Origin of the sequence: Enterobacter cloacae complex sp. P47BA (genome assembly GCF_014930485.1) — a bacterium.
Classification (GTDB): Bacteria; Pseudomonadota; Gammaproteobacteria; order Enterobacterales; family Enterobacteriaceae; genus Enterobacter; species Enterobacter bugandensis.
Genome location: NZ_JADBRF010000007.1, coordinates 128,879 through 151,510 on the forward strand (window position 1 = coordinate 128,879; position 22,632 = coordinate 151,510).

The following is a 22,632-nucleotide window of genomic DNA, read 5'->3' on the forward strand; positions in this document are numbered from 1 at the left end:
GTTGTCCCTCTTGTTCAGCCTAACGGGCCGCCCTGAATGGTCTCGCACAGACCGTTGATAATGCGTTCCCCGGTCTCCTCTTTGAGCTCCTGATACCAGGCCTGCGTCAACGCCATATCTTTCCCGTGGGTGACGTCGCAGCGTTTACGCGCTTTCAGCACCAGGTCGCGCACCCGGTCGCAGCGCAGGGCTTCGTACTGCCGCAGCGCCAGCGTAATGTTGTGGTTTTCACGCAGGCATTCGCCCAGCACCACAGCGTCCTCCATGGCCGCGCAGCCGCCCTGGCCGATATCCGGCGTGGTGCTGTGCCCGGCATCGCCGAGCAGCGCGACGTTGCCGCGTACCAGGTTGTTGAACGGCTCAATGTCATGGATTTCAATGCGGTTGGTGGTATCGGGATCCAGCGCGGCGATAAGCTTCTGCACCGGCGGCGCCCAGCCGCGGAAGTAGCCCGTGAGATCGGCGCGCAGGGTGGTGCGATCCTCCGCCAGGCCCGCGGGCAGCGGCACGTCAAAAAAGAAGTAGAAACGTCCGCCGGAGACGGGCATCAGCGACACGCGTTTACCCTCGCCAACGAAGGTGGTCCACTGGTGCGCCGGGGCAATCTCTTCATCAATCTTCACCAGCCCGTTCCAGTTCACGTATCCGGCGTAGCGGCGCTCCGGGGTATAGCCCAGCACGTACGGACGAACCGCCGAGTGGCTGCCGTCGGCGGCAATCACAAAATCGCCTGTTGCCGTGGTGCCATCGGTAAAGGTCACGCTTACGCCCGCGTCGTCTTCGTGGACGTGTTCCACGCGCTTGCCGAACTGCACCTTGTCGCGACCCCAGAAGTCCAGCATTTCGCGCTGGAGTTCAGCGCGCGAGACGGGGCAGGGGCGCCCGCCGGTACGTTCAACCAGCGGGGCGAGGCTGAAGCGGGTCAGGGTGTCGCCGCGCCGGTAATCCTTGTAGGCCATAAAACGCATTGGACCGCCGTAGGTTTCGATAATGTCGCCCATGCCGAGGTGCTGCATACACTTCACGCCGTTAGGCCAGATGGAGATGGCCGCCCCGACGGGCCGGATCTCTTTTACGGCTTCGTACACGGTACAGTCGATGCCCGCTTTCTTTAGCGCGACGGCAGCGCTCAGGCCGCCAATACCCGCGCCAATGACGATTGCTTTCATGCTTCTCTCCTTTTGCAGGGTGTAAAAACATTCAGCAATTTGCGTACCAGGCTGCAGAGTGGCGAAAACGGCGTTGTGGGAGGTGAGTTTGCACTGCTAAGGTGCGCAAACACGGTGAATATGCCTTTTTATGAATCAATAATTTCCTGTCCAGCCATACAGAATCGACTGTTTCACATCGGCGACAAGAGTGGCGTGGTTTGTGCAACAACCCGGAGGAGGACAATAAAGGAGACACTATGATCGCACTGCACGACTTCAATCATCTTCCTGAGAAAGAGGCTCTCGCGCTGCTCATCCCCTGCGTGGCGCTCCCCGGCTGGGCTGAGGCGCTGGTTTGTGGACGGCCTTACCCGAGCCGGGGTGAATTGACGATCGCGGCGCAGGCGCTGATGCAGCGCTGGGATGAGGCGTCGTTAGCGCAAGCCCTGAGCGCGCACCCGCGCATCGGCGAAAAGCCCGCGGGTGAAGAGGTGGAGGCGGCGCTGTCGCGTCAGGAGCAGGGCGCGGTGAATGACCGTGACGCGGCGCTTGCGCAGGCGCTGCGCGAGGGTAACGCCCGCTACGAGGCCCGCTTTGGGCGCGTATTTCTGATCCGCGCGAAGGGCCGGAGCGGCGAGGACATTCTACAGATACTGAATGCGCGGCTGGAGAACAGCGACGCGCAGGAAGTTCAGGCGGCGCTGGAACAGCTGAGGGAAATTACGCTGCTGCGGCTGGAAGGAGTGATTAGCGAATGAGCACGCTCAGCACCCATATTCTCGATATTTCAACGGGCAAACCCGCCGCGGGCGTGACGGTTCACCTAGAACGGGAGGGCGAAATCATGGCGACGGGCGTGACCAACGCTAATGGTCGCATCACCGAATTTGTCCCTTTCCTGCCAGCAGGCCGCTATCGGCTGGTGGCGGAGATCGGCGGGTGGTTTCGCGCAACCGGCCGGGAGACGATCTACCCCTGCGCGCAAATTGAGTTTGTGACGGGAGAAGCGGCAGACGAGCACTTCCATCTGCCGTTTGTGATTGCGCCAGGCGGGTGGTCAACCTACCGGGGCAGTTGACCACACCCGCTCGCCGTTGACCCAGGTCTCACTGATGTTGCGCTCGTCGCCCAGGGTCATCAGCACAAATAGCTGCTCGTAGATATCCTGACAGCGGCGATTGCGCAGGCGCTGCAGCGGCGTCACGTCAGGATCGATAACCACGAAATCCGCCTCTTTGCCGGGGGCGAAGTTGCCAATCTTATCGTCCAGCCTGAGGGCGTGCGCGCCGCCCAGCGTGGCGTGATAAAACGCCTCGCTGGCACGCAGGCGGTAGCTCTGAAGCTGGCCGACCTTGTAGGCTTCTCCCAGGGTGCGCAGCATACTGAAGGTGGTGCCCGCGCCGACGTCGGTGCCGATGCCCATCCGCACCTTGTGCTGCCAGCAGGCGGGCAGGCGAAACAGCCCGCTGCCGAGAAACAGGTTCGAGGTGGGGCAAAACGCCACCGCCGAACCAGTGTCGTGCAGGCACTGCCACTCGCTGTGATGCAGATGAATCGCGTGGGCAAACACGCTGCGCTCGCCGGTCAGGCCGTAGTGGTGATATACGTCCAGATAGCGCTCGTGCTCCGGCCAGAGATCGTTCACCCAGGCCACTTCGTTTGGGTTTTCGCTGAGATGGGTCTGCAGCCAGGTATCCGGAAACTCCTCTCTGAGCAGGCTGACCGCGGCGAGCAGCTCGGGTGAGGACGTTGGGGCAAAGCGCGGCGTAATGGCATACCCCAGCCGCCCCCGATGGTGCCAGCGCTGGATCAGCTCCCGCGTCTGCCGGTAGCTCTGCTTTGCATCTTCGCTCAGGTAGTCCGGCGCGTGCCGGTCCATCATCACCTTTCCGGCGATAAGGCGCATGTTGAGGCGCAGGGCTTCGGTAAACAGCGCTTCGACCGATTGCGGATGCAGCGTGCAAAACACCAGCGCGGTGGTGGTGCCGTTGCTCACCAGTTGGTTAATGAAAAATTCGGCGATCTCTTTCGAGTAGGCTTCATCGGCAAACTGGCTCTCCACCGGGAAGGTGTAAGTGGTTAGCCACTCCAGCAGTTGTTCGCCAAAGGCGCCGATCATCTCCGTTTGTGGATAATGAACGTGGGTGTCGACAAAACCGGGCAGCAGCAGCCTGCCGCGCAGGTCCGTGTAGCCTTTGTAGGGGTCGAGATACTGCTCGCCCTCCTGCCACGCCATGTGCGCCAGAATTTTTCCGTTCTGGATAAACAGCAGCCCGTCCTCAAGGTAGCGGGCGTGTTGGGCAATCGCGTCTGCGCTGTCGCAGACCTGGGCGATATCGAAAAATGCACCGCGTATCGCAGTCTGGTATTCCATCGTGGGTCCTGCCTTAGTGTTTGCGTAGCGGGGTGAAAAAGCTCAGCAAGAACGGTGCCAGAATGAACGGGCCGCAGATAAACTGCGGCCGGAGGGAGGGGTTACTCTTTTTGCGTCGCTACGCGGGAGCTGAACGAGGCCTCGCCTGCCGTCTCGCGCTCTTCCCGCGCCAGCCAGCGGTAGGTCACGCCGCCGAGGAAGACGCCGACAAACCAGCTGAAGTTTGCCACTTCATGCAGGGCCGGGATAAAGCCAATCACCAGACCTACGGCAACGGATGGGATCAGCGCGCCAATGGCCTTCGGGTTAAAGCCGTTGCGGTACCAGTATTTGCCCTTTGGCGTATCGTCGAAGAGATCGTCTACCGACACCTTGCCGCGCTTAATCAGGTAGAAATCGGCAATCAGAATGCCGAACAGCGGGCCGATAAACGCCCCGAGCACGTCGAGGGTGTAATGGATGAGCTCCGGCGAGTTGAACAGGTTCCACGGGGTGAGCAGGATCGAGCCGACGGCGGCAATCATCCCTCCGGTGCGGAAGCTGATCTTCTGCGGCGAGCAGTTAGAGAAATCAAACGCCGGTGAGACAAAGTTCGCGACGATGTTGATCCCGATGGTGGCGGTGATCATTGTCAGCAGGCCAATTGCCACGGCCAGATCGTTGCCCACGCGGCTGACGGTCTCGATCGGATCGGTGATCATGCGGCCAAACAGCGACTGGGTGCCGGACACAATCACCACGGTGACGATGGAGAACAGCAGGAAGTTAAACGGCAGCCCCCAGCGGTTGCCGCGGCGGATCTCACCCATGCTTTTGCCGTAGCGGGAGAAGTCGCCAAAGTTGAGCAGCGGGCCGGAGAAATAGGAGACCACCAGCGCGGTCGCGGTGATCATCTGCCAGGTTTGCTCGCCCGCGCTCAGGGATTTGCTGGCGAGGGTGAAAGAGATCCCATCAAAACCGGTCTTGTATACAATCCAGCCCGCGAGGGCCAGCATCACCACATAGACCGCCGGACCGGCGATATCAATAAAGCGCTTAATGGCGCTCATGCCGTGCCAGAAGACCATCGCCTGAAGAACCCACATGATGGCAAAGCAGATCCAGCCCAGCGGCGACAGGCCCAGGAAGGCACCGGTGGTAAGGCTCGCCAGAGAAGGCCAGAACTTCAGCACCACCAGCATCAGCGCGTTGGCGGCAAGCCAGGTCTGGATGCCGTACCACGCAAAGGCGATAAGCCCGCGGATCACCGCCGGAATATTGGCCCCGAAGACGCCAAACGCCTGACGGCTGATCACCGCATAGGGCACGCCCGCCATCTGGCTCGGTTTGGCCACCAGGTTGGCGCACAGCTGCACAATGCAGATCCCCACCAGCAGGCAGAGCAGCACCTGCCAGCTTGCCAGCCCGAGCGTAAAGAAGCTCGCGGCAACAACGTAACCCCCCATGCTGTGAACGTCGGACATCCAGAAAGAAAAGATGTTGTACCAGCTCCAGTTCTGGTCACGCGTCGGTGCCAGATCCTCATTGCAAAGACGTGGGCTGTAAACCGTACCGGAATCAGCGGCCGTACTCTGCTGTGCGTTTTGACTGTTTGGCATGAAACCTGCTCCTGTGAATGAAAACCCGTTGAGTGGGAGTGCAAACGGTGTTGCAGGATTCAGGCCAAAATAATAAATCTTGTATGCAATATTTTATTTTTATGTATACGATTCGATAACGGAAAGTAAAATTCGGAGTGGTGAATGAACAACATAAACGCCCTGCAGACCGCGCCAGACCTGCATGACAAAGACGAAACCATCTTCCAGGCATTGATGACCGCGATTGTCGAACATCAGCTGCTGCCGGGGAGCAAATTGCCGGAAGAGGCGCTGGCCGAGGTGTTTGGCGTGAGCCGCACGGGCATCCGCAAGGTGCTTCAACGACTCGCCGCTGTGCAAATGGTCACCCTGACGCCCAAACGTGGTGCACACGTCGCCAGCCCGACGGTGGAAGAGGCGCGGCACATCTTCCGCACCCGCGCGCTGCTGGAGGTCGCTAACCTGCCGGACGTGCTGGCGCACTGTCAGCCGCCGCACCTTGCCGCGCTGGAGGCCATTATTCGTCAGGAGCAGCAGGCGCACGAGGCGTACGACGGCCCGGCGGCAATCCGACATTCCGCCAGTTTCCACATACAACTGCAGGCCATCTCCGGCAACCAGGTGCTGACGGAGATGGTGACAAGCCTGAGCCAGCGCTCCTCGCTGGTGATTGCCACCTGGGGCGCGCCGTGGCGTCAGGGCTGTCGCTGCAACGACCACGAACAGCTTGTGGATCTGCTGCGCCAGAAGGCGCTGCAGCCGCTAAGCGATGCCCTCATGCACCATTTTGAACACATCGTTGCCAGCCTCTGCTTCGAGCGGGCGGGCGAGTGCCTGCCTGATTTTGCCCGGCTGTTTGCCGGCCACAAGGAGTCGTAATGTCTGTCTGTATACAAGTGATCAACCCCAACACCAGCCTCGCGATGACGGAAACCATCGGCGCGGCGGCCCGCGCGGTGGCGGCGCCGGGAACGGAGATCCTCGCGGTCTGTCCGGGCGCGGGCGTGCCGTCTATAGAAGGCCACTTTGATGAGGCCATCGCCGCCGTTGGTGTCCTGGAACAGATCAAAAAAGGCAGGGAGCAGGGCGTGGACGGTCACGTGATTGCCTGCTTTGGCGATCCGGGACTGCTGGCGGCGCGCGAGCTGGCGCAGGGGCCGGTTATCGGCATTGCCGAAGCCGCTATGCATATGGCGACGCTGGTGGCGACGCGCTTTTCGGTGGTTACCACGCTGCCGCGCACGCTGATTATTGCCCGCCATCTGTTGCACCAGTATGGCTTTCAGGACCACTGCGCAGCGCTGCACGCCATCGACCTTCCGGTGCTGGCGCTGGAGGACGGCAGCGGTCTGGCGCAGGAGAAGGTGCGCGCGCGCTGTATACAGGCGCTGAAAGAGGATGGCTGCGGCGCCATCGTGCTGGGCTGCGGCGGCATGGCGACCCTTGCGCAGGAGCTGACCCGCGAGCTGCGCGTACCGGTGATCGACGGCGTCAGCGCGGCGGTGAAGATGGTGGAATCGCTGGTAGCGCTGGGGCTGTCGACCAGCAAGCACGGCGATCTGGCGTTCCCGGAGAACAAAGCGTTAAGCGGACAATTTCAGGCATTGAATCCATTTTAATTTTTGGGGGTGGCAATGGGGCTTTTCGAACAGGATTATCCACGGGATCTGCGCGGCTACGCGGGCAACCCGCCGCACGCGCGGTGGCCGAATCAGGCACGCATCGCCGTGCAGTTTGTGCTCAATTACGAAGAGGGGGCGGAAAACCACGTTCTGCACGGCGATGCCGGGTCCGAGCAGTTCCTGTCGGACATCATTGGCGCGGCCAGCTACCCGGATAAACACATGTCGATGGACTCCCTCTACGAATACGGCAGTCGCGCCGGGTTCTGGCGGATCCACAATGAATTTCAAAAACGCGGCCTGCCGCTGACGGTCTTTGGCGTGGCAATGGCGCTGGCGCGTCACCCGGAGATTGTTGAGGCGATCAAAGCCGCGGATTACGACGTGGTCAGCCACGGCTGGCGCTGGATCCACTATCAGAACATGGACATCCGCCAGGAGCGCGACCACCTGCATAAGGCGGTGCAGGTTCTTACCGACCTGTTCGGCAAGCCGCCAACGGGCTGGTACACCGGGCGCGACAGCCCCAACACCCGCCAGCTGGTGGTTGAGCACGGCGGCTTCGACTACGACAGTGACTACTACGGCGATGACCTGCCCTTCTGGACGGAAGTGACCTGCGGCGACGGCACTCAAAAACCGCACCTGATCGTGCCCTATACGCTGGATGCGAACGACATGCGCTTTGCGACCGCGCAGGGGTTTAACACCGCCGAGCAGTTTTATACGTACCTGAAGGATAGCTTTGACGTGCTGTACGAGGAGGGGGAGAGCGCGCCAAAGATGATGTCCATCGGCATGCACTGCCGCCTGCTGGGAAGGCCGGGGCGTTTTCGCGCGCTGCAACGGTTTCTGGATTACGTGCAGCAGCACGATCGGGTGTGGGTCTGTACCCGCCAGCAGATTGCCGACCACTGGCGGGAAGTGCATCCGTTTCAGAAGTAATTGTGCGATGTTTTGCCGGGTGGGGGCTGCGCCTTACCCGGCCTACGGCTACGACATCAAACTCACCTGCGCCGCAACAATGCGCCACCCGTAGGCAAACCTTACCCACGTCTGCTGCTGGCGGCCAATCCGCTCCGTACCTTCACGGGTAAACTCGGTGCTGCACACGGCATAATCCTCCCCGAAGGTGGTAATCACGGTGTGGCGCAGCGTCCGCTGAAGCCCGGCAGACGGGCGCGCCGCCCTAAAGGCGCGGATTTCATCAATCCCGTAGAGATTTTCACCCGCCCCCAGACGCACCGTGTTTTTGTCGTGCCAGAACAGCTCGTCCAGCACGGCAATGTTGTTACTCACCAGCGCGTCTTCATAGCGATAAAACGTGGCGGTCACCTCGGCAACCACCCACGGCAGGTTAATGTCATCGTGATTTATCATGCTGCCACCTCCGCCGGACGGGCATCGGCGATCCCACTCTCTTCCAGCACGCGCGCGACGCGCAGGCAGGCCTGCTCGTTAAACGGCGCCGCAATCAGCTGCAGGCCAATCGGTGCACCCTGGGCGGTGCGCAGCGGAACGGTGGTCACCGGCAGGCCCAAAAATGATATCGGCTGGGTCAGCATCCCCATGCTGGCGCGGATGGGGAGCGGCTGGCCGTTAATCTCCATGGTCTGCTCACCCGCGAGCGTCGCGCTGCGCGGCGTTGCCGGAGCGATCAGCACGTCGGTCTGCGCGAACAGGGTGCTAAACGCCTGCCGGGCGTGCGCGCGAAACCGCTGGGCCTGAATGTACCAGGCGGAGGGGATCATCGCGCCCGCCAGCAGCCGTTCGCGGGAATGCGGCTCAAAACGCTCCGGCTCGCGGCGAAGCGCGGGCAGGTACTGGTTTCCCCCTTCGGAGGCGCTGATGATAAACGCCGCGGAGCGCGCAAGCTCGGCGTCCGGAAACTGCAGCTCATCCTGCGCGTCGAGCGCCTTCGCCACCCGCGACACGGCGTCTCTTGCATCCGCATCGCACCAGGTGGTGAAGTAGCCGCCGAGCACCGCGCAGCGCAGGCCGTCAAGCCCGCGGTCTAGCAGGGGGCGCGTCTGCTCGCGCGAGCTCTCTGCCTGAAAACGGTCGCTGCTGTCCCGGCCCTGCAGCGCGTCGTACACGGACGCCAGGTCGCACACCCGGCGGGCAAATGGGCCGACATGATCCAGGCTCGCGACAAACGGATGGCTGCCGGATCGTGACAGGCGGCCAAAGGTGGGCTTGAGGCCATAGATGCCGCACAGGGAGGCCGGAACGCGAATCGACCCGTTGGTGTCGGTGCCGAGCGAAAAGTGCACCAGCCCGGCGGCTACGGCGGCGGCTGAACCGCCGGAGGACCCGCCCGCAATGCGCGTCAGGTCGTGCGGGTTACGCGTCGCGCCGTAGTGGCTGTTCTCGGTGGTAAAGCCGTAGGCGTAGGCGTCCATATTCACCATCCCGGACAGCAGCCCGCCCGCGCTGCGCAGCTGGCGCACGGCGAAGCTGTCAGCGGCCGCAGCGGGACGCTGGCTGAACAGCTCGGCGCCCGCGAGGGTGGTGTGTCCGGCAACGTCGAACAGGTTTTTCACCGCGTAGGGCACGCCCGCCAGCGGCGGCAGGGGGCGCTTCTCGCGGCGCAGGGTGTCGATGTTCTCGGCCTCGGCGAGCATGCGTGCTTCCGTCACGGTGGTCCAGGCATTGATCTGCGGATTAACGCGCCCAATCGCCTCCAGCGTCTGGCGGGCAATCTCATGGGCGCTCAGCTCGCCCGCGCTCAGCGCCTGTTGAATGTCGCTGATACTCATCTCGTGTAGCGTCATGCTTTATACACTCCTGCGATCTCCAGACGGTCGTCGAGCGGCAGCGCCATCAGCGGGGCGGCCATGCTGGCAATGCGGCTGAACTGCAACTGCAGCTCGGCGCGGCGGGCATCGTCCAGCGTCACGCCGAGTACGGACTCCATTTGCGCAAGATACGCCTGCCAGTCGGGTTGTTGTGTCGTCATTGTTTTCTCCTCAGTATCCGGCGGCCGCGCCGTTGCTGCGCGGGTCAAACGCCCCTTCAAACAGCCCGTTGGGGTGCCGGACAATCGCGCCCGCGTGGCCCATCGCTTCGCTAAAGTCCGGGAAGCGTTCGACCTCATGCCCCCGCGCCCGCAGTTCAGCGACCGTCTCAGCGCTAAAGCGTCCTTCCAGTTTTAAGGTGTCTGAGGTTTGTCCCCAGGTGCGCCCCAGCAGCCAGCGCGGGCGGGTGATACTCTCCTGCAGGGGGACGCCCTGGATAACGTAGCGGGTAAAGAGCGCAGCCTGGGTTTGCGGCTGTCCGTCGCCGCCCATCGATCCGTACACCATCACGCGACCGTCCTTCAGACGCGCCGCCGCCGGGTTTAGGGTGTGGAACGGCTGTTTGCCCGGCGCGAGGGCCAGAAGATGGGCGGGGTCGAGGCTGAACGACGCCCCCCGGTTCTGCCAGACGATGCCGGTATCGGGCAGCACCACGCCGCTGCCGAACTCGTGATAAAGGCTCTGGATAAACGACACGGCAAGCCCGCTGCTGTCCATCACCCCCATCCACACCGTATCGCCGGGCCCTTTTCCGGTTCCCCACGGCGCGGCGCGGCTGTCGTCAACCCTGTCGGCAAGCGCCTGCAGGGCGGCGGGATCCAGCAGTTCCTGAATCTCGGTTTTCAGTTCACGCGGGTCGGTAATGTGGGCATCGCGCAGGCCAAAGGCCAGCTTGGTGGCTTCAACGATGCGGTGAATGGTGTCCGCGTCGTTGGCCTCCGCCATATTCAGGCGGTCGGTGATGCCGAGTATCGCCAGCGAGACCAGCCCCTGCGTCGGCGGGGCGTGGTTAAAGAGCTCCCCCTGCTGATGCTGCAGCTTCAGCGGCGCGGTGCGCCGGGCAACGTGCACGTTAAGATCGGCCAGCGTCACGGGCATGCCCAGCGTCTCCATACCGTGCGCCAGCACGTCCGCCAGCGGGCCGCGATAAAAGCTGTCCAGACCGTCCTCTACGAGGCGCGTCAGGGTTGAGGCCATGGCGGGCTGGTAAAAACGGCTCCCGACCTGGGGCGGCTTACCGTTCACCAGCCACGTTTCCGCGAAGCCGGGGATGGCCTTCAGCTCGTCGAATTTACTGGCCGTGGCATGGGCCTGTGAGGCCGTGACCGGGGTGCCGTTTTGCGCATAGTCAATGGCGTCGGCCAGCAGGCGGGCCAGCGGCAGCGACTTGCCGGTCATCTCGCGGGAAACTTTCAACGCCTCGTCCCAGCCGCTCACCGTGCCGGCGACGGTGAGCGCCGCCTGCGGTCCGCGATGGGGAATGTGCGTGTGCCCGTCGTAGGCGGCAAGCGTCGCGCGCGATCCCGCCGCGCCGCTGGCGTCAATGGCGATGGGGTCGCCTTCTGGCGGCACGATAAGCCAGAAGCCATCGCCGCCCAGCCCGTTCATGTGGGGGTAAACCACGGCGATGGTGGCCGCCGCCGCGACCATCGCTTCAATCGCGCTGCCGCCTTCGCGCAGCACCGCCAGCGCGCTCTGGCTGGCAAGATGGTGGGGCGCAACGGCCATGCCGTGCGTGGAGACGTTGCTTTGCATGAGAAGTCCTCGTAACACTGAAAGTCACAAGGCGCTGCAAAAGCTGTTCCAGTTCTGAAAGAAAAGTTTCAGTAAGCTGGCACGTATAATGAATACGTATAAAGAAAGGTATAATGTGATGAAATAAAAGTTACAGAGGCGCTATGGAACAACTGGATGAACGTCTGAAAGCACAATACCCGTCGCTGTCGCCGCAGGAGCAACGGGTGGCAGACTTTATATTCGACCATTTTGACGACCTGATCAGCTACAACAGCGCCGAGCTGGCGCAGCTGAGCGGGGTGTCGAAAGCCACGGTCAGCCGTCTGTTTAAGCGTCTGGGCTATGAGAAATATAAGGACATGCGCGACGAGCTGCGCACCCTGCGCCAGAGCGGGATGCCGCTTACCGATAACCGCGACGCGGTGCAGGGCAACACGCTGCTGGCGCGCCACTACAAGCAGGAGATGGCGAACCTGACCCAGTGGGTCAATGCCCTTGACGCGCAGCAGTTTGCCGACGCCATGGCCTGCATGGTCAAGGCGCGGCGCATTGTGATTATCGGCATGCGTAACGCCTATCCGGCGGCGCTCCACCTGCGCCAGCAGCTGCTGCAGGCGCGCGGTCAGGTGCTGGTCCTGCCGCAGCCGGGGCAGAGCCTGAGCGAGGAGCTGGTGGACTTAACGCCGGACGATCTGGTAGTGATGATGGCTTTCCGCCGCCGCCCGCGCATCATTCGTCCGCTGATGCAGCAGCTTCAGAGTAGCGGCATTCCGGTGCTGCTGATGTGCGAGCCGCAGGCCCACAGCCTGTTTCCGCTGGCGAGCTGGCAGCTCTGCGCCCCGCTGGACAGCGTCTCCGCCTATGACAGTTATTCCTCGGTCAACAGCCTGATCAACCTGCTGGCGAACGCCTTCCTGCATGACATTCTCGATAAAGGCCGCCCGCGCATTCACGAGATTGCCTCCCTCTACCAGCAGCTGGACGAACTCGAACAACGATAATGGGGCATCAGGCTGGTGCTTTGCATTGAAATGGTGCAATTGAACGGGGCGAAAATAGAGAGTATTTTCGCCCCGTCCGCGTTTTATCAGGCTTTAAGAGAAAATTCCCCGCTTCGCCTTATCTGGCACATTAGTTGCAAAATCACATTCAAAGAATCTTTTGTTTCATGTTAACGTTACGGGGAAGCACCATGAAAAAACTGTTTATTGCACTGGCCGGGGCCGCCTGTCTCTTCACTCAGCTGCCCGCAAAGGCTGACCAGCTTCAGGATATCGAGAAGCGCGGCACCATTCGCATTGCCGTTCCGCAGGACTTCCCGCCGTTTGGCTCGGTGGGGACCGATCTGCAGCCGCAGGGCTACGACATCGATATGGCGCGCTATCTGGCGAAACAGATGAAGCTCAAGCTGCAGCTGGTGCCGGTGACCAGCGCCAATCGCGTGCCGTACCTGCAAACCGATAAGGTGGACCTGGTCATTTCCAGCCTCGGTAAAAACCCGGAGCGCGAGAAGGTGATCGACTTCAGCCGCGCCTACGCACCGTTCTTCCTCGGCGTGTTTGGCCCTAAAGGCGCCGAGCTGAAGGACGCCGCCGCGCTGAGCGGAAAAACCATCGGCGTGACGCGCGGGGCGGTGGAGGACATGGTGCTGACCGGCCTGGCACCGAAAGACGCCAACGTGAAACGCTACGAAGACAACAACACCACGCTCTCGGCCTACCTCTCCGGCCAGGTGCAGTACGTGGCGACCGGCAACCTCGTGGTGGCGGCCATTTCGCGCCAGAACGCGGATAAAGCCCCAGTGCCGAGCTTTATGTTGAAAGACTCACCGTGCTTTATCGGCCTGAAGAAGAACGAACCGGCCCTGAAGGCAAAAGTGGATGCGCTGATTGAGCAGGGCATCAAGGACGGCACGCTGAACGGCCTGTCCGAGCAATGGCTGAAGGCCCCGCTGCCGGCAAACCTTGGCGCCTGAGCCGATGACGGAGCAACTTGATTTTTCAGCCCTCTGGCCGCACTGGCCGGAGCTGCTGGCGGGGCTGTGGGTCACCATTCAGCTGACGGTAATGGCAACCGTCGGCGGGCTGGCAATCGGGATTTTCGGCGCAGCGATCCGCAGCGGACGCACCAGCTGGTACAGCCGGATCTGGGGCGGCTACGTGGAGATCATCCGCAACACGCCGTTTGTGGTGCAGCTGTTTTTCATCGTCTTCGGCCTGCCGAATCTTGGCCTGAAGATGACGGCGGGGGAGGCGGCGCTGCTGGCAATGGTGGTGAACCTTGGCGCGTACAGCACCGAAATTATCCGCGCGGGCATTCAGGTCACGCCGAAAGGACAGTGGGAGGCCGGGCGCGTGCTGGGGCTAACCCGTCTGCAGACGTTTATTCGCGTGGTGCTGCCGCCCGCGCTGCAGCGCATTTATCCGGCGCTGGTGAGCCAGTGCATCATCGTGATGCTCGGCTCGTCGGTGGTGTCGCAGGTCTCGTATGAAGAGCTGACCTTCGCCGCTAACCTGATCCAGTCCAGAACGTTTTTGAGCTTTGAGGTCTATCTGGTGACAACCGGGATTTACTTAGCGCTGTCGATTACCCTGCGCCAGCTGATGATGGCGGCAGGACGCAAATGGCTGGGAGTGCAGGCATGATGACCACCTTTACTGAATGGGACATTATTCGCAACCTGCTGCTGGCCGGACGCTGGACGGTACTGCTGTCGCTGGTGGCGTTTGTCGGCGGGGCGGCGGTGACGCTGCCGCTCCTGCTGCTGCGCCTGACGGGCGGGCGCACGGTGAAGCGCATTATCCGCGGCTATATCGAGCTGTTTCAGGGCACCCCGCTGCTGATGCAGCTGTTCCTGGCCTTCTTTGGCGTAGCGCTGTTCGGCATCGACGTCTCGCCGTGGACCGCCGCCTCGCTGGCGCTGACGTTTTACACCAGCGCGTTTCTGCTCGATATCTGGTACGGCAGCATTCGCGCCCTGCCTAAAGGCCAGTGGGAAGCGTCGCGCTGCCTGGGGCTGACCTTCGGCCAGACCCTGTTTCGCGTCGTCGCCCCGCAGGCGCTGCGCATCGGCATCGCCCCGACGGTGGGCTTTGCGGTGCAGGTGATTAAAGGCACCGCGCTGGCGTCGATTATCGGCTTCATCGAGCTGACCAAGGCCGGCACCATGCTGACCAACGTGACCTATCAGCCGTTTAAGGTTTTTGCGCTGGTGGCGCTGGGCTACTTTATTCTGTGTTATCCGCTGTCGCGCTACAGCCGCTATCTGGAGACCAAATTCAATGCCTCTCATCACCATTAATCAGGTGCAGAAGTACTACGGCGATAACCACGTGCTCAAGGGCGTCGATCTGGATATCGACATGGGCCAGGTGATCTCCATCATCGGGCGCAGCGGATCGGGCAAAAGCACGCTGCTGCGCTGCATCAACGGCCTGGAAGGGTATCAGGACGGAAGCATCAAGCTGGGCGGCATGACCATTACCGACCGGGATTCCCAGGCGCGTGAAATCAGCCGCTCGGTCGGGATGGTGTTCCAGAGCTTCAACCTGTTCCCGCACATGACGGCGCTGGAGAACGTGATGCTCGCCCCGCGTCGGGTGCTGAAGAAAAGCGCCGCCGAATGCCGCGAACTGGCCCAGCGCATGCTGGAGAAAGTGGGGCTTGGCGATCGTCTGGATTACTACCCGTCGAGCCTCTCCGGCGGCCAGCAGCAGCGCGTGGCGATTGCCCGCGCGCTGGCGATGTCGCCTAAAGTTTTACTCTGCGACGAGATCACCTCCGCGCTTGACCCGGAGCTGGTGGGCGAAGTGCTCAAGGTGCTGGAGCAGCTGGCGGCTGAGGGGATGACCCTGATTCTCGTGACCCATGAAATGAATTTTGCCCGCGAGGTGGGCGACCGCGTGGTGTTTATGCACCAGGGGAAAGTCTGGGAGCAGGGCGACAGCAAAACGCTGTTCGCCAACCCGCAGACCACGGAACTGAAGCAGTTCATCTCCTCCGTGCGCGGCCTCAACTGATAAGGACTGACAAATGGATATCGCACACTTTCCGCAAATCAACCCGCCCCAGCGCCTGCTGATGGGGCCGGGGCCGATCAACGCCGACCCGCGCGTGCTGCGCGCCATGTCGAGCCAGCTGATCGGCCAGTACGATCCGGCCATGACCCACTACATGAACGAGGTGATGGCGCTCTATCGCGGCGTGTTTCGCACCGAGAACCGCTGGACGATGCTGGTGGACGGCACCTCCCGCGCGGGGATTGAAGCCATTCTGGTCTCCGCCATCCGCCCCGGAGATAAAGTGCTGGTGCCGGTCTTTGGCCGCTTTGGACACCTGCTGTGCGAAATTGCCCGCCGCTGCCGCGCGGAGGTGCATACCATCGAGGTGCCGTGGGGCGAGGTGTTCACCCCGGACCAGGTGGAGGATGCGATTAAGCGTATTCGTCCGCGCCTGCTGCTGACCGTGCAGGGCGACACCTCCACCACCATGCTGCAGCCGCTCGCGGAGCTCGGCGCCATCTGCCGCCGCTACGACGTGCTGTTTTACACCGATGCCACCGCGTCGCTCGGCGGCAACGCGCTGGAGACCGACGCATGGGGGCTGGACGCCGTCTCGGCCGGGATGCAGAAGTGCCTCGGCGGCCCGTCGGGCACGTCGCCGATCACCCTGAGCGCGCGCATGGAGGAGGCGATCCGCCGCCGCAAATGCGTTGAGGAGGGCATTCGCACCGACGCCCACCGAGACGGCGATGAGGAGATGATCTACTCCAACTACTTCGATCTCGGCATGGTGATGGACTACTGGGGGCCGGAGCGCCTCAACCACCACACCGAAGCGACCACCGCGCTGTTTGGCGCCCGCGAGTGCGCGCGACTGATCCTGCAGGAGGGGCTGGATAACGGCATCGCCCGCCACAGGCTGCACGGCGACGCGCTGCTGAAGGGGATTCAGGCGATGGGGCTGGAGACCTTTGGCGATCTGAAGCACAAGATGAACAACGTGTTGGGCGTGGTCATTCCGCAGGGCGTCAACGGCGACCAGGTGCGTAAGCTGATGCTGGAGGATTTCGGGATTGAAATCGGCACCTCGTTTGGCCCGCTGCACGGCAAAGTGTGGCGCATTGGCACCATGGGCTACAACGCGCGCAAAGACTGCGTGATGACCACCCTGAGCGCGCTGGAGTCGGTGCTGAACTACCTGAAATTCACCACCACCCAGGGTGCCGCCATGCAGGCCGCGTGGGACCACTATCGCCGCGAGACGCCGCAATGAGCCCGGCGGCAGAACGGGTGATGGCGCGCGCCGATGCGCTGGCCGCCATCAGCGAAACCCCGGATGCGCTGACAAGGGTTTACCTCTCCACGCAGCATCTGCAGGCCAACCAGCTGGTCGGAGAGTGGATGCGCCAGGCGGGCATGACCGTCTGGCAGGACAGCGTGGGCAATATTTGTGGGCGCTATGAGGGCGCACAGGAAGGGGCGCAGGCGGTGCTGCTCGGCTCGCATCTTGATACCGTACGCAATGCGGGGCGCTACGACGGCATGCTCGGGGTGCTCACCGCCATCGAAGTGGTGGACAGCCTGCACCAGCAGGGGCTGCATCTGGCCCAGGCCATTGAGATTGTCGGCTTTGGTGACGAGGAGGGAACCCGTTTTGGGATCACCCTGTTAGGCAGCCGGGGAATAACGGGCACCTGGCCGCAGGGCTGGCTGGAGACGTGTGATGCCAGCGGCATCAGCGTGGTGCAGGCGATGGTGCAGGCGGGGCTCGATCCTGCCCGCGTGGCGCTTGCGGCACGTCATCAGGACGATTTCAGCGCCTGTCTGGAGATGCACATTGAACAGGGACCGTGTCTGGAGCAGGAAGGGCTGGCGTTGGGCGTGGTGGAAGCCATCAACGGCGCGCGCCGCCTCAACTGCCGCTTCACCGGAGAGGCCGGACACGCGGGTACCGTGCCGATGCATCACCGTAAGGATGCCCTGGCCGCCGCCGCCGAATGGATGGTGCTGATTGAAAACACCACGCGACAGCAGGGCGGTAATCGGGTGGCGACGGTCGGGGAACTGCGCTGCCTGCCCGGTGCGGTCAACGTTATTCCGGGCGACGTTGCGCTCTCTCTGGATATTCGCGGCCCGCAGGATGCCCCGCTGGACGCGCTGCTCGCGGAACTGCTGGCGCAGGCGGAAACCATTGCCGCTCGTCGCGGGCTGAGTTTCAGCGCCGAGGAGTTTTACCGTATCGCCGCCACGCCGTGCGATGCGCGTTTGCAGGCGCTGCTGGGACAGGCCGTTGAATCGGTGCAGGGGCGCTCATTATCGCTGCCGAGCGGTGCCGGGCACGACACCATCGCGCTGGCAGAACGCTGGCCGGTGGGCATGCTGTTTGTGCGCTGCAAAGGGGGCATCAGCCACCATCCGGCGGAATCGGTGATGGCTGAAGATGTCGCGCTGGCGATTGAGGCATTTAAGGGAGCGGTTGAGAGGCTGGCGAGCTAGGCCACCGAACGCACCGCATCTTCGATATCTGCACTGACGCGGACATCCTGTTCGTCAAAGACCATGCAGTGGCGATCGTCGAAGGCCACATTAATCTTCTGCCACGGGGCGAACTGCACGTCTCCTGGCAGCAAGATTTTAACGTTGTCGTGACCGTAGCACTGACCAAACAGGTAGGTGTTGTTCCCGAGGCGTTCCACCACTTCACAGTTAAATTCCAGTCCCGTACCCTGGCGAGTGTCGGTGGTCAAATGTTCCGGACGAATGCCCAGCGTCACCTGGCTTCCCGGCGTCAGCGGCGTGGTGGTCAGGGCAAGCGTCAGCGACTTCTGCTGCGACAGCCGCACCGTCAGCGCGCCAGGCTGCCATGCTTCAACCGTGGCGGGCAGGAAGTTCATCTTCGGCGAGCCGATAAACCCGGCAACGAACTTGTTCACAGGCTTATAGTAGAGCTCCATCGGCGCACCTATCTGCTCGACCTTGCCGTAGTTCATCACCACAATTTTATCCGCCAGCGTCATGGCCTCAATCTGATCGTGGGTGACATACACCATGGTGGTTTTCAGCTCCTGGTGCAGACGGGCGAGGTGCAGGCGCATCTCCACGCGCAGTTCGGCATCCAGGTTGGACAGCGGTTCATCGAACATAAAGACGCGCGGGTTACGGACGATAGCGCGGCCAATCGCGACGCGCTGGCGCTGGCCGCCGGAGAGCTGTTTGGGTTTGCGGTCCAGCAGGTGGTAAAGCTGCAGCGTTTTGGCGACCATCTCGACCTGATGTCTAATCTGATCTTTCGGTACTTTATTCACCTTCAGCCCGTAGCCCATGTTTTCGGCCACCGTCATATGCGGATAGAGCGCGTAGGACTGAAAGACCATCGCCACACCCCGATGGGAAGGGGCGACGTCGTTCATCACCTCGTTACCGATCAGCACTTCACCGTCGCTTATCTCCTCCAGCCCGGCAATCATGCGCAGCATAGTGGATTTGCCGCAGCCGGAAGGCCCGACGAATACGGCAAACTCACCGTCCTCAATATCAAGATTAACGTTGTGGAGCGTGACGGTGTCGCCAAAGCGCTTGGTGACATTCCTCAATTGTATGTTCGACATCAGTGTTCCCCAGGTAAACCGCCGAGTATGTTTTACGTATAACAATTGTGTTCAACGTGGCCGGACGGTGCAATTTGTCTGCCTTGACTATAACTTCCAGCATTCATGCGCCCTATACAGATATTCCATTAATGTTATGACGATCACACAACTTACAGTTTTATGTAGAGTTATCATGATGTGAAGGGTAGCGTATAACCAACCAAAGGCATTTGGTGTTAGACGTACAACGCCAGTTTTATCGGGATATATCGCGGGGTTTGTAGGGCGTCAGATGCCATAACAACCATAAAATTGTTATACCTTCACATGAGGTTGATAATGAAAAAGAACATACTCGCTGCTCTGATCCTCTCTACGCTCGCGGTACAGGCTCACGCCACCGCGCAGCTTAACGTCTGGGAAGACATCAAGAAGTCGTCCGGTATTAAAGATGCGGTCGCGGACTTTGAAAAACAGTACGACGTGAAGGTCAACGTGCAGGAAACCCCTTACGCACAGCAGCTCGAAAAACTGCGTCTGGACGGCCCGGCAGGGATTGGCCCGGATGTGCTGGTCATCCCTAACGATCAACTGGGCGGCGCCGTCGTGCAAGGGTTATTGACCCCCCTGAATCTGGAGGCTAAGCAGACCGAACAGTACACCCCGGCCTCGATTAACGCCTTCAAAATGGATAACGCCCTCTACGGTGTGCCGAAAGCGGTTGAGACGCTGGTGCTGATCTACAACAAAGATCTCATCGACAAGCCGCTCAACTCGCTGCAGGACTGGTATGACTTTTCTAAACAGCAGCGCGCAAAAAACCAGTACGGTCTGCTCGCCAAGTTCGATCAGATTTACTACAGCTGGGGCGCAATCTCCCCGATGGGAGGCTACATCTTCGGTCAAAACGGCAAAGGCGGCTATAACGCCAGCGACGTCGGCCTGAACAAGCCGGGTGCGGTAGAAGCCGTGACGTACCTGAAAAAATTCTACGCTGACGATATTTTCCCGGCCGGGATAGTCGGTGACAACGGCCTGAACGCTATCGACTCCCTGTTTACCGAGAAGAAAGCGGCAGCCGTCATCAATGGCCCGTGGGCGTTCCAGCCGTATGAAGCGGCAGGCATCAACTACGGCGTGGCGCCGCTACCCACGCTGCCGGACGGCAAGCCCATGAGCTCCTTCCTCGGCGTGAAAGGCTACGTCGTTTCCACCTGGAGCAAGGACAAAGCGCTGGCGCAGAAATTTATCGAATTCATCAACCAGCCGCAGTACGTGAAAACCCGCTACGTGGCCACGCGGGAGATCCCGCCGCTGACCGCAATGATTGACGACCCGGTTATCAAGAACGACGAGAAGGCGAGTGCCGTTGCGGTACAGGCCGCGCGAGCCACCGCCATGCCGGGCATCCCTGAAATGGGCGAAGTCTGGGGGCCGGCCAACGCCGCGCTGGAGCTGAGCCTGACCGGCAAACAGGATCCCAAAGCCGCGCTGGACAGCGCAGAGAAACAGGTCCAGATGCAAATCGAAGCCATGCAGGCCAGCAACCAGTAATTTTCTGACGTCGCAGAACGGGAGGCCACTCTCCCGTTTTATTGAAAGGAGTTGTCTGTGAGTATCATCCCGGAAAATTTTGCCAGACCGCACGGGGCCGGGCGTCACGCCTGGACCGGCCTGCTGCTGGCGGTCATCCCCGGCTTCGGCCAGTTCTATCATCGCCAGTGGCTGAAGGGCGTTATCTTCCTGGTGCTGCTGGCCAGTTTTATCGGCGTTTTTGCCGATTTCCTGCGCGAAGGGCTTTGGGGGCTGGTGACGCTGGGGGAGGAAGTGCCGCGTGATAACTCCATCTTCCTGCTGGCAGAAGGGATCATCAGCGTACTGATCGCCGCATTTGGCGTGATGGTGTATTACCTGTCGATGCGCGATGCGTGGGTGAATGGCAGAAAACGCGATGAAGGGCTGGCGCTAAACAGCGTGCGTAAACAGTATCAGATGCTGCTGAGCGACGGCTTTCCGTATCTGATGATCACGCCGGGCTTTATTCTGCTGGTGTTTGTGGTGGTCTTCCCGATCCTCTTCGGTTTTGCCATCGCCTTTACTAACTATAATCTTTACCACACGCCGCCGGCTAAGCTGGTGGACTGGGTTGGGTTTAAGAACTTCATCAATATCTTCACGCTCTCCATCTGGCGCTCAACCTTCTTTGACGTCCTGCAGTGGACGGTGGTCTGGACGCTGCTCGCCACCACGCTGCAATGTACCGTGGGCGTGCTGCTGGCTATCCTGGTGAACCAGAAAGACCTGCGCTTTAAGCCGCTTATCCGCACCATCTTCATTCTGCCGTGGGCGGTGCCGGGTTTTGTCACCATTCTGGTGTTTGCCGGAATGTTCAACGACTCCTTCGGTGTGATAAACAACGCCATTCTGGCCTTCTTCGGCATTGCGCCAAAAGCCTGGATGACGGATCCGTTCTGGACCAAAACGGCGCTGATCCTGATGCAGACCTGGCTCGGCTTCCCGTTTGTTTTTGCCATGACTACCGGCGTGCTGCAGGCGATCCCGGACGATCTGTACGAAGCCGCCACGATGGACGGGGCCAGCAGTGCGACCAAGCTGCGCACCATCACGCTGCCGCTGGTGCTTTACGCCATTGCGCCAATACTGATTACCCAATACACCTTCAACTTCAATAACTTCAACATCATCTACCTGTTCAACAACGGCGGGCCAGCGGTGGTGGGGTCCAATGCGGGTGGGACAGATATCCTGGTGTCGTGGATCTACAAGCTCACCATGTCGTCGTCACAGTACGCGATTGCGGCGACCATCACTATCCTGCTGTCGATCTTTGTCGTCGGCCTGGCGCTGTGGCAGTTCCGCGCCACCAAATCTTTCAAAAACGACGACATGGCGTAAGGGACGTAACAATGGCTCAATCACAAAGTATTAAACGTGAGAAGTGGGTACGCCTCTCGCTCTCCTGGCTGGTTATCGTGCTGGTGTCGACGATTATCATTTACCCGCTGGTGTGGACGGTCGGCGCGTCGTTCAACGCGGGTAATAGCCTGCTCAGCTCCTCAATTATTCCTGAGAACTTTTCGGTGCAGCACTACGCCGACCTGTTTAACGGCCAGGTGAACTACATGACCTGGTACTGGAACTCGATGAAGATCAGCTTCCTGACCATGGTGCTGACCTTAATCAGCGTCAGTTTTACCGCCTATGCCTTTTCGCGATTTCGCTTTAAGGGACGCCAGAACGGGCTGATGCTGTTCCTGCTCCTGCAGATGATCCCCCAGTTCTCGGCGCTGATTGCCATCTTCGTGCTGTCGCAGCTTTTGGGCCTCATCAACAGCCATCTGGCGCTGGTGCTGATCTACGTGGGCGGCATGATCCCGATGAATACCTACCTGATGAAAGGCTACCTCGACGCCATCCCGAAAGATCTTGATGAATCCGCGCGCATGGACGGGGCCAGTAATTTCCGGATTTTCATCGAAATTATCATGCCGCTTTCGAAGCCGATTGTAGCGGTGGTGGCGCTGTTCTCCTTCACCGGGCCGCTGGGGGATTTCATCCTCTCCAGCACTATTCTTCGCACCCCGGACAAATACACCTTACCCATCGGGCTCTATAACCTGGTGGCGCAAAAAATGGGTGCCAGCTACACCACCTACGCGGCAGGTGCGGTATTGATTGCGGTGCCGGTCGCGATCCTCTACCTGGCCCTGCAAAAATACTTCGTCTCCGGCCTGACCTCCGGGAGTACCAAAGGATAA

22 protein-coding genes and 1 pseudogene are annotated in these 22,632 nt (G+C 61.0%); 15 read left to right on the forward strand and 8 right to left on the reverse strand.

Annotated elements, in window-relative coordinates:
- Positions 1 to 14: 14 nt before the first annotated feature.
- Entirely contained in the window at positions 15 to 1,169 is a 1,155-nt protein-coding gene (gene hpxO, locus IM299_RS09550; RefSeq protein ID WP_193357387.1) for an FAD-dependent urate hydroxylase HpxO, read from the reverse strand.
- 239 nt (positions 1,170 to 1,408) lie between these two features.
- Here hpxO and uraD point away from each other — a divergent pair, with 239 nt between their 5' ends.
- Positions 1,409 to 1,909 carry a 2-oxo-4-hydroxy-4-carboxy-5-ureidoimidazoline decarboxylase gene (uraD, locus tag IM299_RS09555; protein WP_048958410.1) on the forward strand — a complete coding sequence of 167 codons (501 nt, stop codon included), beginning with the start codon at positions 1,409 to 1,411 and terminating at the stop codon, positions 1,907 to 1,909.
- Complete coding sequence (uraH, locus tag IM299_RS09560) at positions 1,906 to 2,229, forward strand: hydroxyisourate hydrolase (RefSeq protein ID WP_045630051.1); 324 nt, start codon at positions 1,906 to 1,908, stop codon at positions 2,227 to 2,229. Before uraD ends, uraH begins: the two co-directional genes overlap by 4 nt.
- Here the strand turns inward: uraH and guaD are convergent.
- Both guaD and IM299_RS09570 read right to left on the reverse strand, forming a co-directional pair.
- Complete coding sequence (guaD, locus tag IM299_RS09565; protein WP_193357388.1) at positions 2,209 to 3,525, reverse strand: guanine deaminase; 1,317 nt, start codon at positions 3,523 to 3,525, stop codon at positions 2,209 to 2,211. The genes uraH and guaD overlap by 21 nt on opposite strands.
- A gap of 101 nt (positions 3,526 to 3,626) precedes the next feature.
- Positions 3,627 to 5,123, reverse strand: coding sequence for an NCS1 family nucleobase:cation symporter-1 (locus IM299_RS09570; RefSeq protein ID WP_193357389.1), 1,497 nt, complete (start codon positions 5,121 to 5,123; stop codon positions 3,627 to 3,629).
- A gap of 144 nt (positions 5,124 to 5,267) precedes the next feature.
- Here IM299_RS09570 and IM299_RS09575 point away from each other — a divergent pair, with 144 nt between their 5' ends.
- The 3 genes and pseudogenes from IM299_RS09575 to puuE all read left to right on the forward strand — a co-directional run bounded on the left by IM299_RS09575 (position 5,268) and on the right by puuE (position 7,672).
- Entirely contained in the window at positions 5,268 to 5,984 is a 717-nt protein-coding gene (locus tag IM299_RS09575) for a GntR family transcriptional regulator (RefSeq protein WP_045630054.1), read from the forward strand.
- A pseudogene (locus IM299_RS09580) lies at positions 5,984 to 6,852 on the forward strand (aspartate/glutamate racemase family protein); the annotation flags it as partial. The gene IM299_RS09575 and the pseudogene IM299_RS09580, both read left to right, overlap by 1 nt.
- Positions 6,740 to 7,672, forward strand: a complete 933-nt coding sequence (gene puuE, locus IM299_RS09585) for an allantoinase PuuE (RefSeq protein ID WP_193357390.1) — start codon at positions 6,740 to 6,742, stop codon at positions 7,670 to 7,672. The pseudogene IM299_RS09580 and the gene puuE, both read left to right, overlap by 113 nt.
- A 48-nt stretch (positions 7,673 to 7,720) precedes the next feature.
- Here puuE and hpxZ read toward each other — a convergent pair whose 3' ends face one another.
- From hpxZ to hpxW, 4 genes are read right to left on the reverse strand one after another with little or no spacing between them, the layout of a single operon-like run.
- A complete protein-coding gene (hpxZ, locus tag IM299_RS09590; protein ID WP_060572763.1) occupies positions 7,721 to 8,107 on the reverse strand; it encodes an oxalurate catabolism protein HpxZ in 387 nt (128 codons plus the stop codon).
- Positions 8,104 to 9,501, reverse strand: coding sequence for an AtzE family amidohydrolase (locus tag IM299_RS09595; protein WP_193357391.1), 1,398 nt, complete (start codon positions 9,499 to 9,501; stop codon positions 8,104 to 8,106). Before IM299_RS09595 ends, hpxZ begins: the two co-directional genes overlap by 4 nt.
- Positions 9,498 to 9,686, reverse strand: coding sequence for an oxalurate catabolism protein HpxX (gene hpxX, locus IM299_RS09600; protein ID WP_028012637.1), 189 nt, complete (start codon positions 9,684 to 9,686; stop codon positions 9,498 to 9,500). The genes IM299_RS09595 and hpxX overlap by 4 nt, the downstream gene beginning before the upstream one ends.
- Positions 9,687 to 9,696: 10 nt before the next feature.
- Positions 9,697 to 11,280: an oxamate amidohydrolase gene (gene hpxW / locus IM299_RS09605; protein ID WP_193357392.1), complete on the reverse strand. Its 1,584-nt coding sequence runs from the start codon at positions 11,278 to 11,280 to the stop codon at positions 9,697 to 9,699.
- A 143-nt stretch (positions 11,281 to 11,423) separates the two neighbouring features.
- Here hpxW and hpxU point away from each other — a divergent pair, with 143 nt between their 5' ends.
- From hpxU to hpxK, 7 genes are all read left to right on the forward strand, one after another.
- Entirely contained in the window at positions 11,424 to 12,263 is an 840-nt protein-coding gene (gene hpxU, locus IM299_RS09610; protein ID WP_045261682.1) for a MurR/RpiR family transcriptional regulator HpxU, read from the forward strand.
- Between the two features lie 191 nt (positions 12,264 to 12,454).
- Positions 12,455 to 13,237, forward strand: a complete 783-nt coding sequence (locus IM299_RS09615) for a transporter substrate-binding domain-containing protein (RefSeq protein WP_045261681.1) — start codon at positions 12,455 to 12,457, stop codon at positions 13,235 to 13,237.
- Between the two features lie 4 nt (positions 13,238 to 13,241).
- The gene (locus IM299_RS09620; protein WP_045630219.1) at positions 13,242 to 13,907 is read left to right on the forward strand and encodes an amino acid ABC transporter permease; all 666 of its coding nucleotides are present in this window, start codon (positions 13,242 to 13,244) and stop codon (positions 13,905 to 13,907) included.
- Positions 13,907 to 14,563 (forward strand): amino acid ABC transporter permease, encoded by a 657-nt coding sequence (locus tag IM299_RS09625; protein ID WP_193357421.1) that lies wholly within the window; start codon positions 13,907 to 13,909, stop codon positions 14,561 to 14,563. Before IM299_RS09620 ends, IM299_RS09625 begins: the two co-directional genes overlap by 1 nt.
- Positions 14,544 to 15,281: an amino acid ABC transporter ATP-binding protein gene (locus IM299_RS09630; RefSeq protein WP_008499843.1), complete on the forward strand. Its 738-nt coding sequence runs from the start codon at positions 14,544 to 14,546 to the stop codon at positions 15,279 to 15,281. Before IM299_RS09625 ends, IM299_RS09630 begins: the two co-directional genes overlap by 20 nt.
- A gap of 13 nt (positions 15,282 to 15,294) precedes the next feature.
- A complete protein-coding gene (locus tag IM299_RS09635) occupies positions 15,295 to 16,536 on the forward strand; it encodes an alanine--glyoxylate aminotransferase family protein (RefSeq protein ID WP_025912976.1) in 1,242 nt (413 codons plus the stop codon).
- Positions 16,533 to 17,759, forward strand: coding sequence for an allantoate amidohydrolase (gene hpxK / locus IM299_RS09640; RefSeq protein WP_193357393.1), 1,227 nt, complete (start codon positions 16,533 to 16,535; stop codon positions 17,757 to 17,759). Before IM299_RS09635 ends, hpxK begins: the two co-directional genes overlap by 4 nt.
- On the opposite strand, the gene IM299_RS09645 is transcribed toward hpxK, so the two are convergent.
- Complete coding sequence (locus IM299_RS09645) at positions 17,756 to 18,871, reverse strand: ABC transporter ATP-binding protein (RefSeq protein ID WP_193357394.1); 1,116 nt, start codon at positions 18,869 to 18,871, stop codon at positions 17,756 to 17,758. The two genes, hpxK and IM299_RS09645, sit on opposite strands and share 4 nt — an antisense overlap.
- 321 nt (positions 18,872 to 19,192) lie before the next feature.
- Between IM299_RS09645 and IM299_RS09650 the strand changes: the two genes are divergently transcribed.
- Genes IM299_RS09650 through IM299_RS09660 form a run of 3 tightly spaced genes read left to right on the forward strand, consistent with a single transcriptional unit; the run spans position 19,193 to position 22,632 of the window.
- On the forward strand, positions 19,193 to 20,407 hold the full coding sequence (locus tag IM299_RS09650) for an extracellular solute-binding protein (RefSeq protein ID WP_041910573.1): 1,215 nt from the start codon (positions 19,193 to 19,195) through the stop codon (positions 20,405 to 20,407).
- A gap of 57 nt (positions 20,408 to 20,464) precedes the next feature.
- Positions 20,465 to 21,769, forward strand: coding sequence for a carbohydrate ABC transporter permease (locus tag IM299_RS09655; RefSeq protein ID WP_041910572.1), 1,305 nt, complete (start codon positions 20,465 to 20,467; stop codon positions 21,767 to 21,769).
- 11 nt (positions 21,770 to 21,780) lie between these two features.
- The gene (locus IM299_RS09660; protein ID WP_042715482.1) at positions 21,781 to 22,632 is read left to right on the forward strand and encodes a sugar ABC transporter permease; all 852 of its coding nucleotides are present in this window, start codon (positions 21,781 to 21,783) and stop codon (positions 22,630 to 22,632) included.

Bases quoted from the DNA above. Each gene is read 5' to 3' on its own strand.
- hpxO (WP_193357387.1), bottom strand. From the start codon at position 1,169: ATGAAAGCAATCGTCATTGGCGCGGGTATTGGCGGCCTGAGCGCTGCC.
- uraD (WP_048958410.1), top strand. From the start codon at position 1,409: ATGATCGCACTGCACGACTTCAATCATCTTCCTGAGAAAGAGGCTCTC.
- uraH (WP_045630051.1), top strand. From the start codon at position 1,906: ATGAGCACGCTCAGCACCCATATTCTCGATATTTCAACGGGCAAACCC.
- guaD (WP_193357388.1), bottom strand. From the start codon at position 3,525: ATGGAATACCAGACTGCGATACGCGGTGCATTTTTCGATATCGCCCAG.
- IM299_RS09570 (WP_193357389.1), bottom strand. From the start codon at position 5,123: ATGCCAAACAGTCAAAACGCACAGCAGAGTACGGCCGCTGATTCCGGT.
- IM299_RS09575 (WP_045630054.1), top strand. From the start codon at position 5,268: ATGAACAACATAAACGCCCTGCAGACCGCGCCAGACCTGCATGACAAA.
- puuE (WP_193357390.1), top strand. From the start codon at position 6,740: ATGGGGCTTTTCGAACAGGATTATCCACGGGATCTGCGCGGCTACGCG.
- hpxZ (WP_060572763.1), bottom strand. From the start codon at position 8,107: ATGATAAATCACGATGACATTAACCTGCCGTGGGTGGTTGCCGAGGTG.
- IM299_RS09595 (WP_193357391.1), bottom strand. From the start codon at position 9,501: ATGACGCTACACGAGATGAGTATCAGCGACATTCAACAGGCGCTGAGC.
- hpxX (WP_028012637.1), bottom strand. From the start codon at position 9,686: ATGACGACACAACAACCCGACTGGCAGGCGTATCTTGCGCAAATGGAG.
- hpxW (WP_193357392.1), bottom strand. From the start codon at position 11,280: ATGCAAAGCAACGTCTCCACGCACGGCATGGCCGTTGCGCCCCACCAT.
- hpxU (WP_045261682.1), top strand. From the start codon at position 11,424: ATGGAACAACTGGATGAACGTCTGAAAGCACAATACCCGTCGCTGTCG.
- IM299_RS09615 (WP_045261681.1), top strand. From the start codon at position 12,455: ATGAAAAAACTGTTTATTGCACTGGCCGGGGCCGCCTGTCTCTTCACT.
- IM299_RS09620 (WP_045630219.1), top strand. From the start codon at position 13,242: ATGACGGAGCAACTTGATTTTTCAGCCCTCTGGCCGCACTGGCCGGAG.
- IM299_RS09625 (WP_193357421.1), top strand. From the start codon at position 13,907: ATGACCACCTTTACTGAATGGGACATTATTCGCAACCTGCTGCTGGCC.
- IM299_RS09630 (WP_008499843.1), top strand. From the start codon at position 14,544: ATGCCTCTCATCACCATTAATCAGGTGCAGAAGTACTACGGCGATAAC.
- IM299_RS09635 (WP_025912976.1), top strand. From the start codon at position 15,295: ATGGATATCGCACACTTTCCGCAAATCAACCCGCCCCAGCGCCTGCTG.
- hpxK (WP_193357393.1), top strand. From the start codon at position 16,533: ATGAGCCCGGCGGCAGAACGGGTGATGGCGCGCGCCGATGCGCTGGCC.
- IM299_RS09645 (WP_193357394.1), bottom strand. From the start codon at position 18,871: ATGTCGAACATACAATTGAGGAATGTCACCAAGCGCTTTGGCGACACC.
- IM299_RS09650 (WP_041910573.1), top strand. From the start codon at position 19,193: ATGAAAAAGAACATACTCGCTGCTCTGATCCTCTCTACGCTCGCGGTA.
- IM299_RS09660 (WP_042715482.1), top strand. From the start codon at position 21,781: ATGGCTCAATCACAAAGTATTAAACGTGAGAAGTGGGTACGCCTCTCG.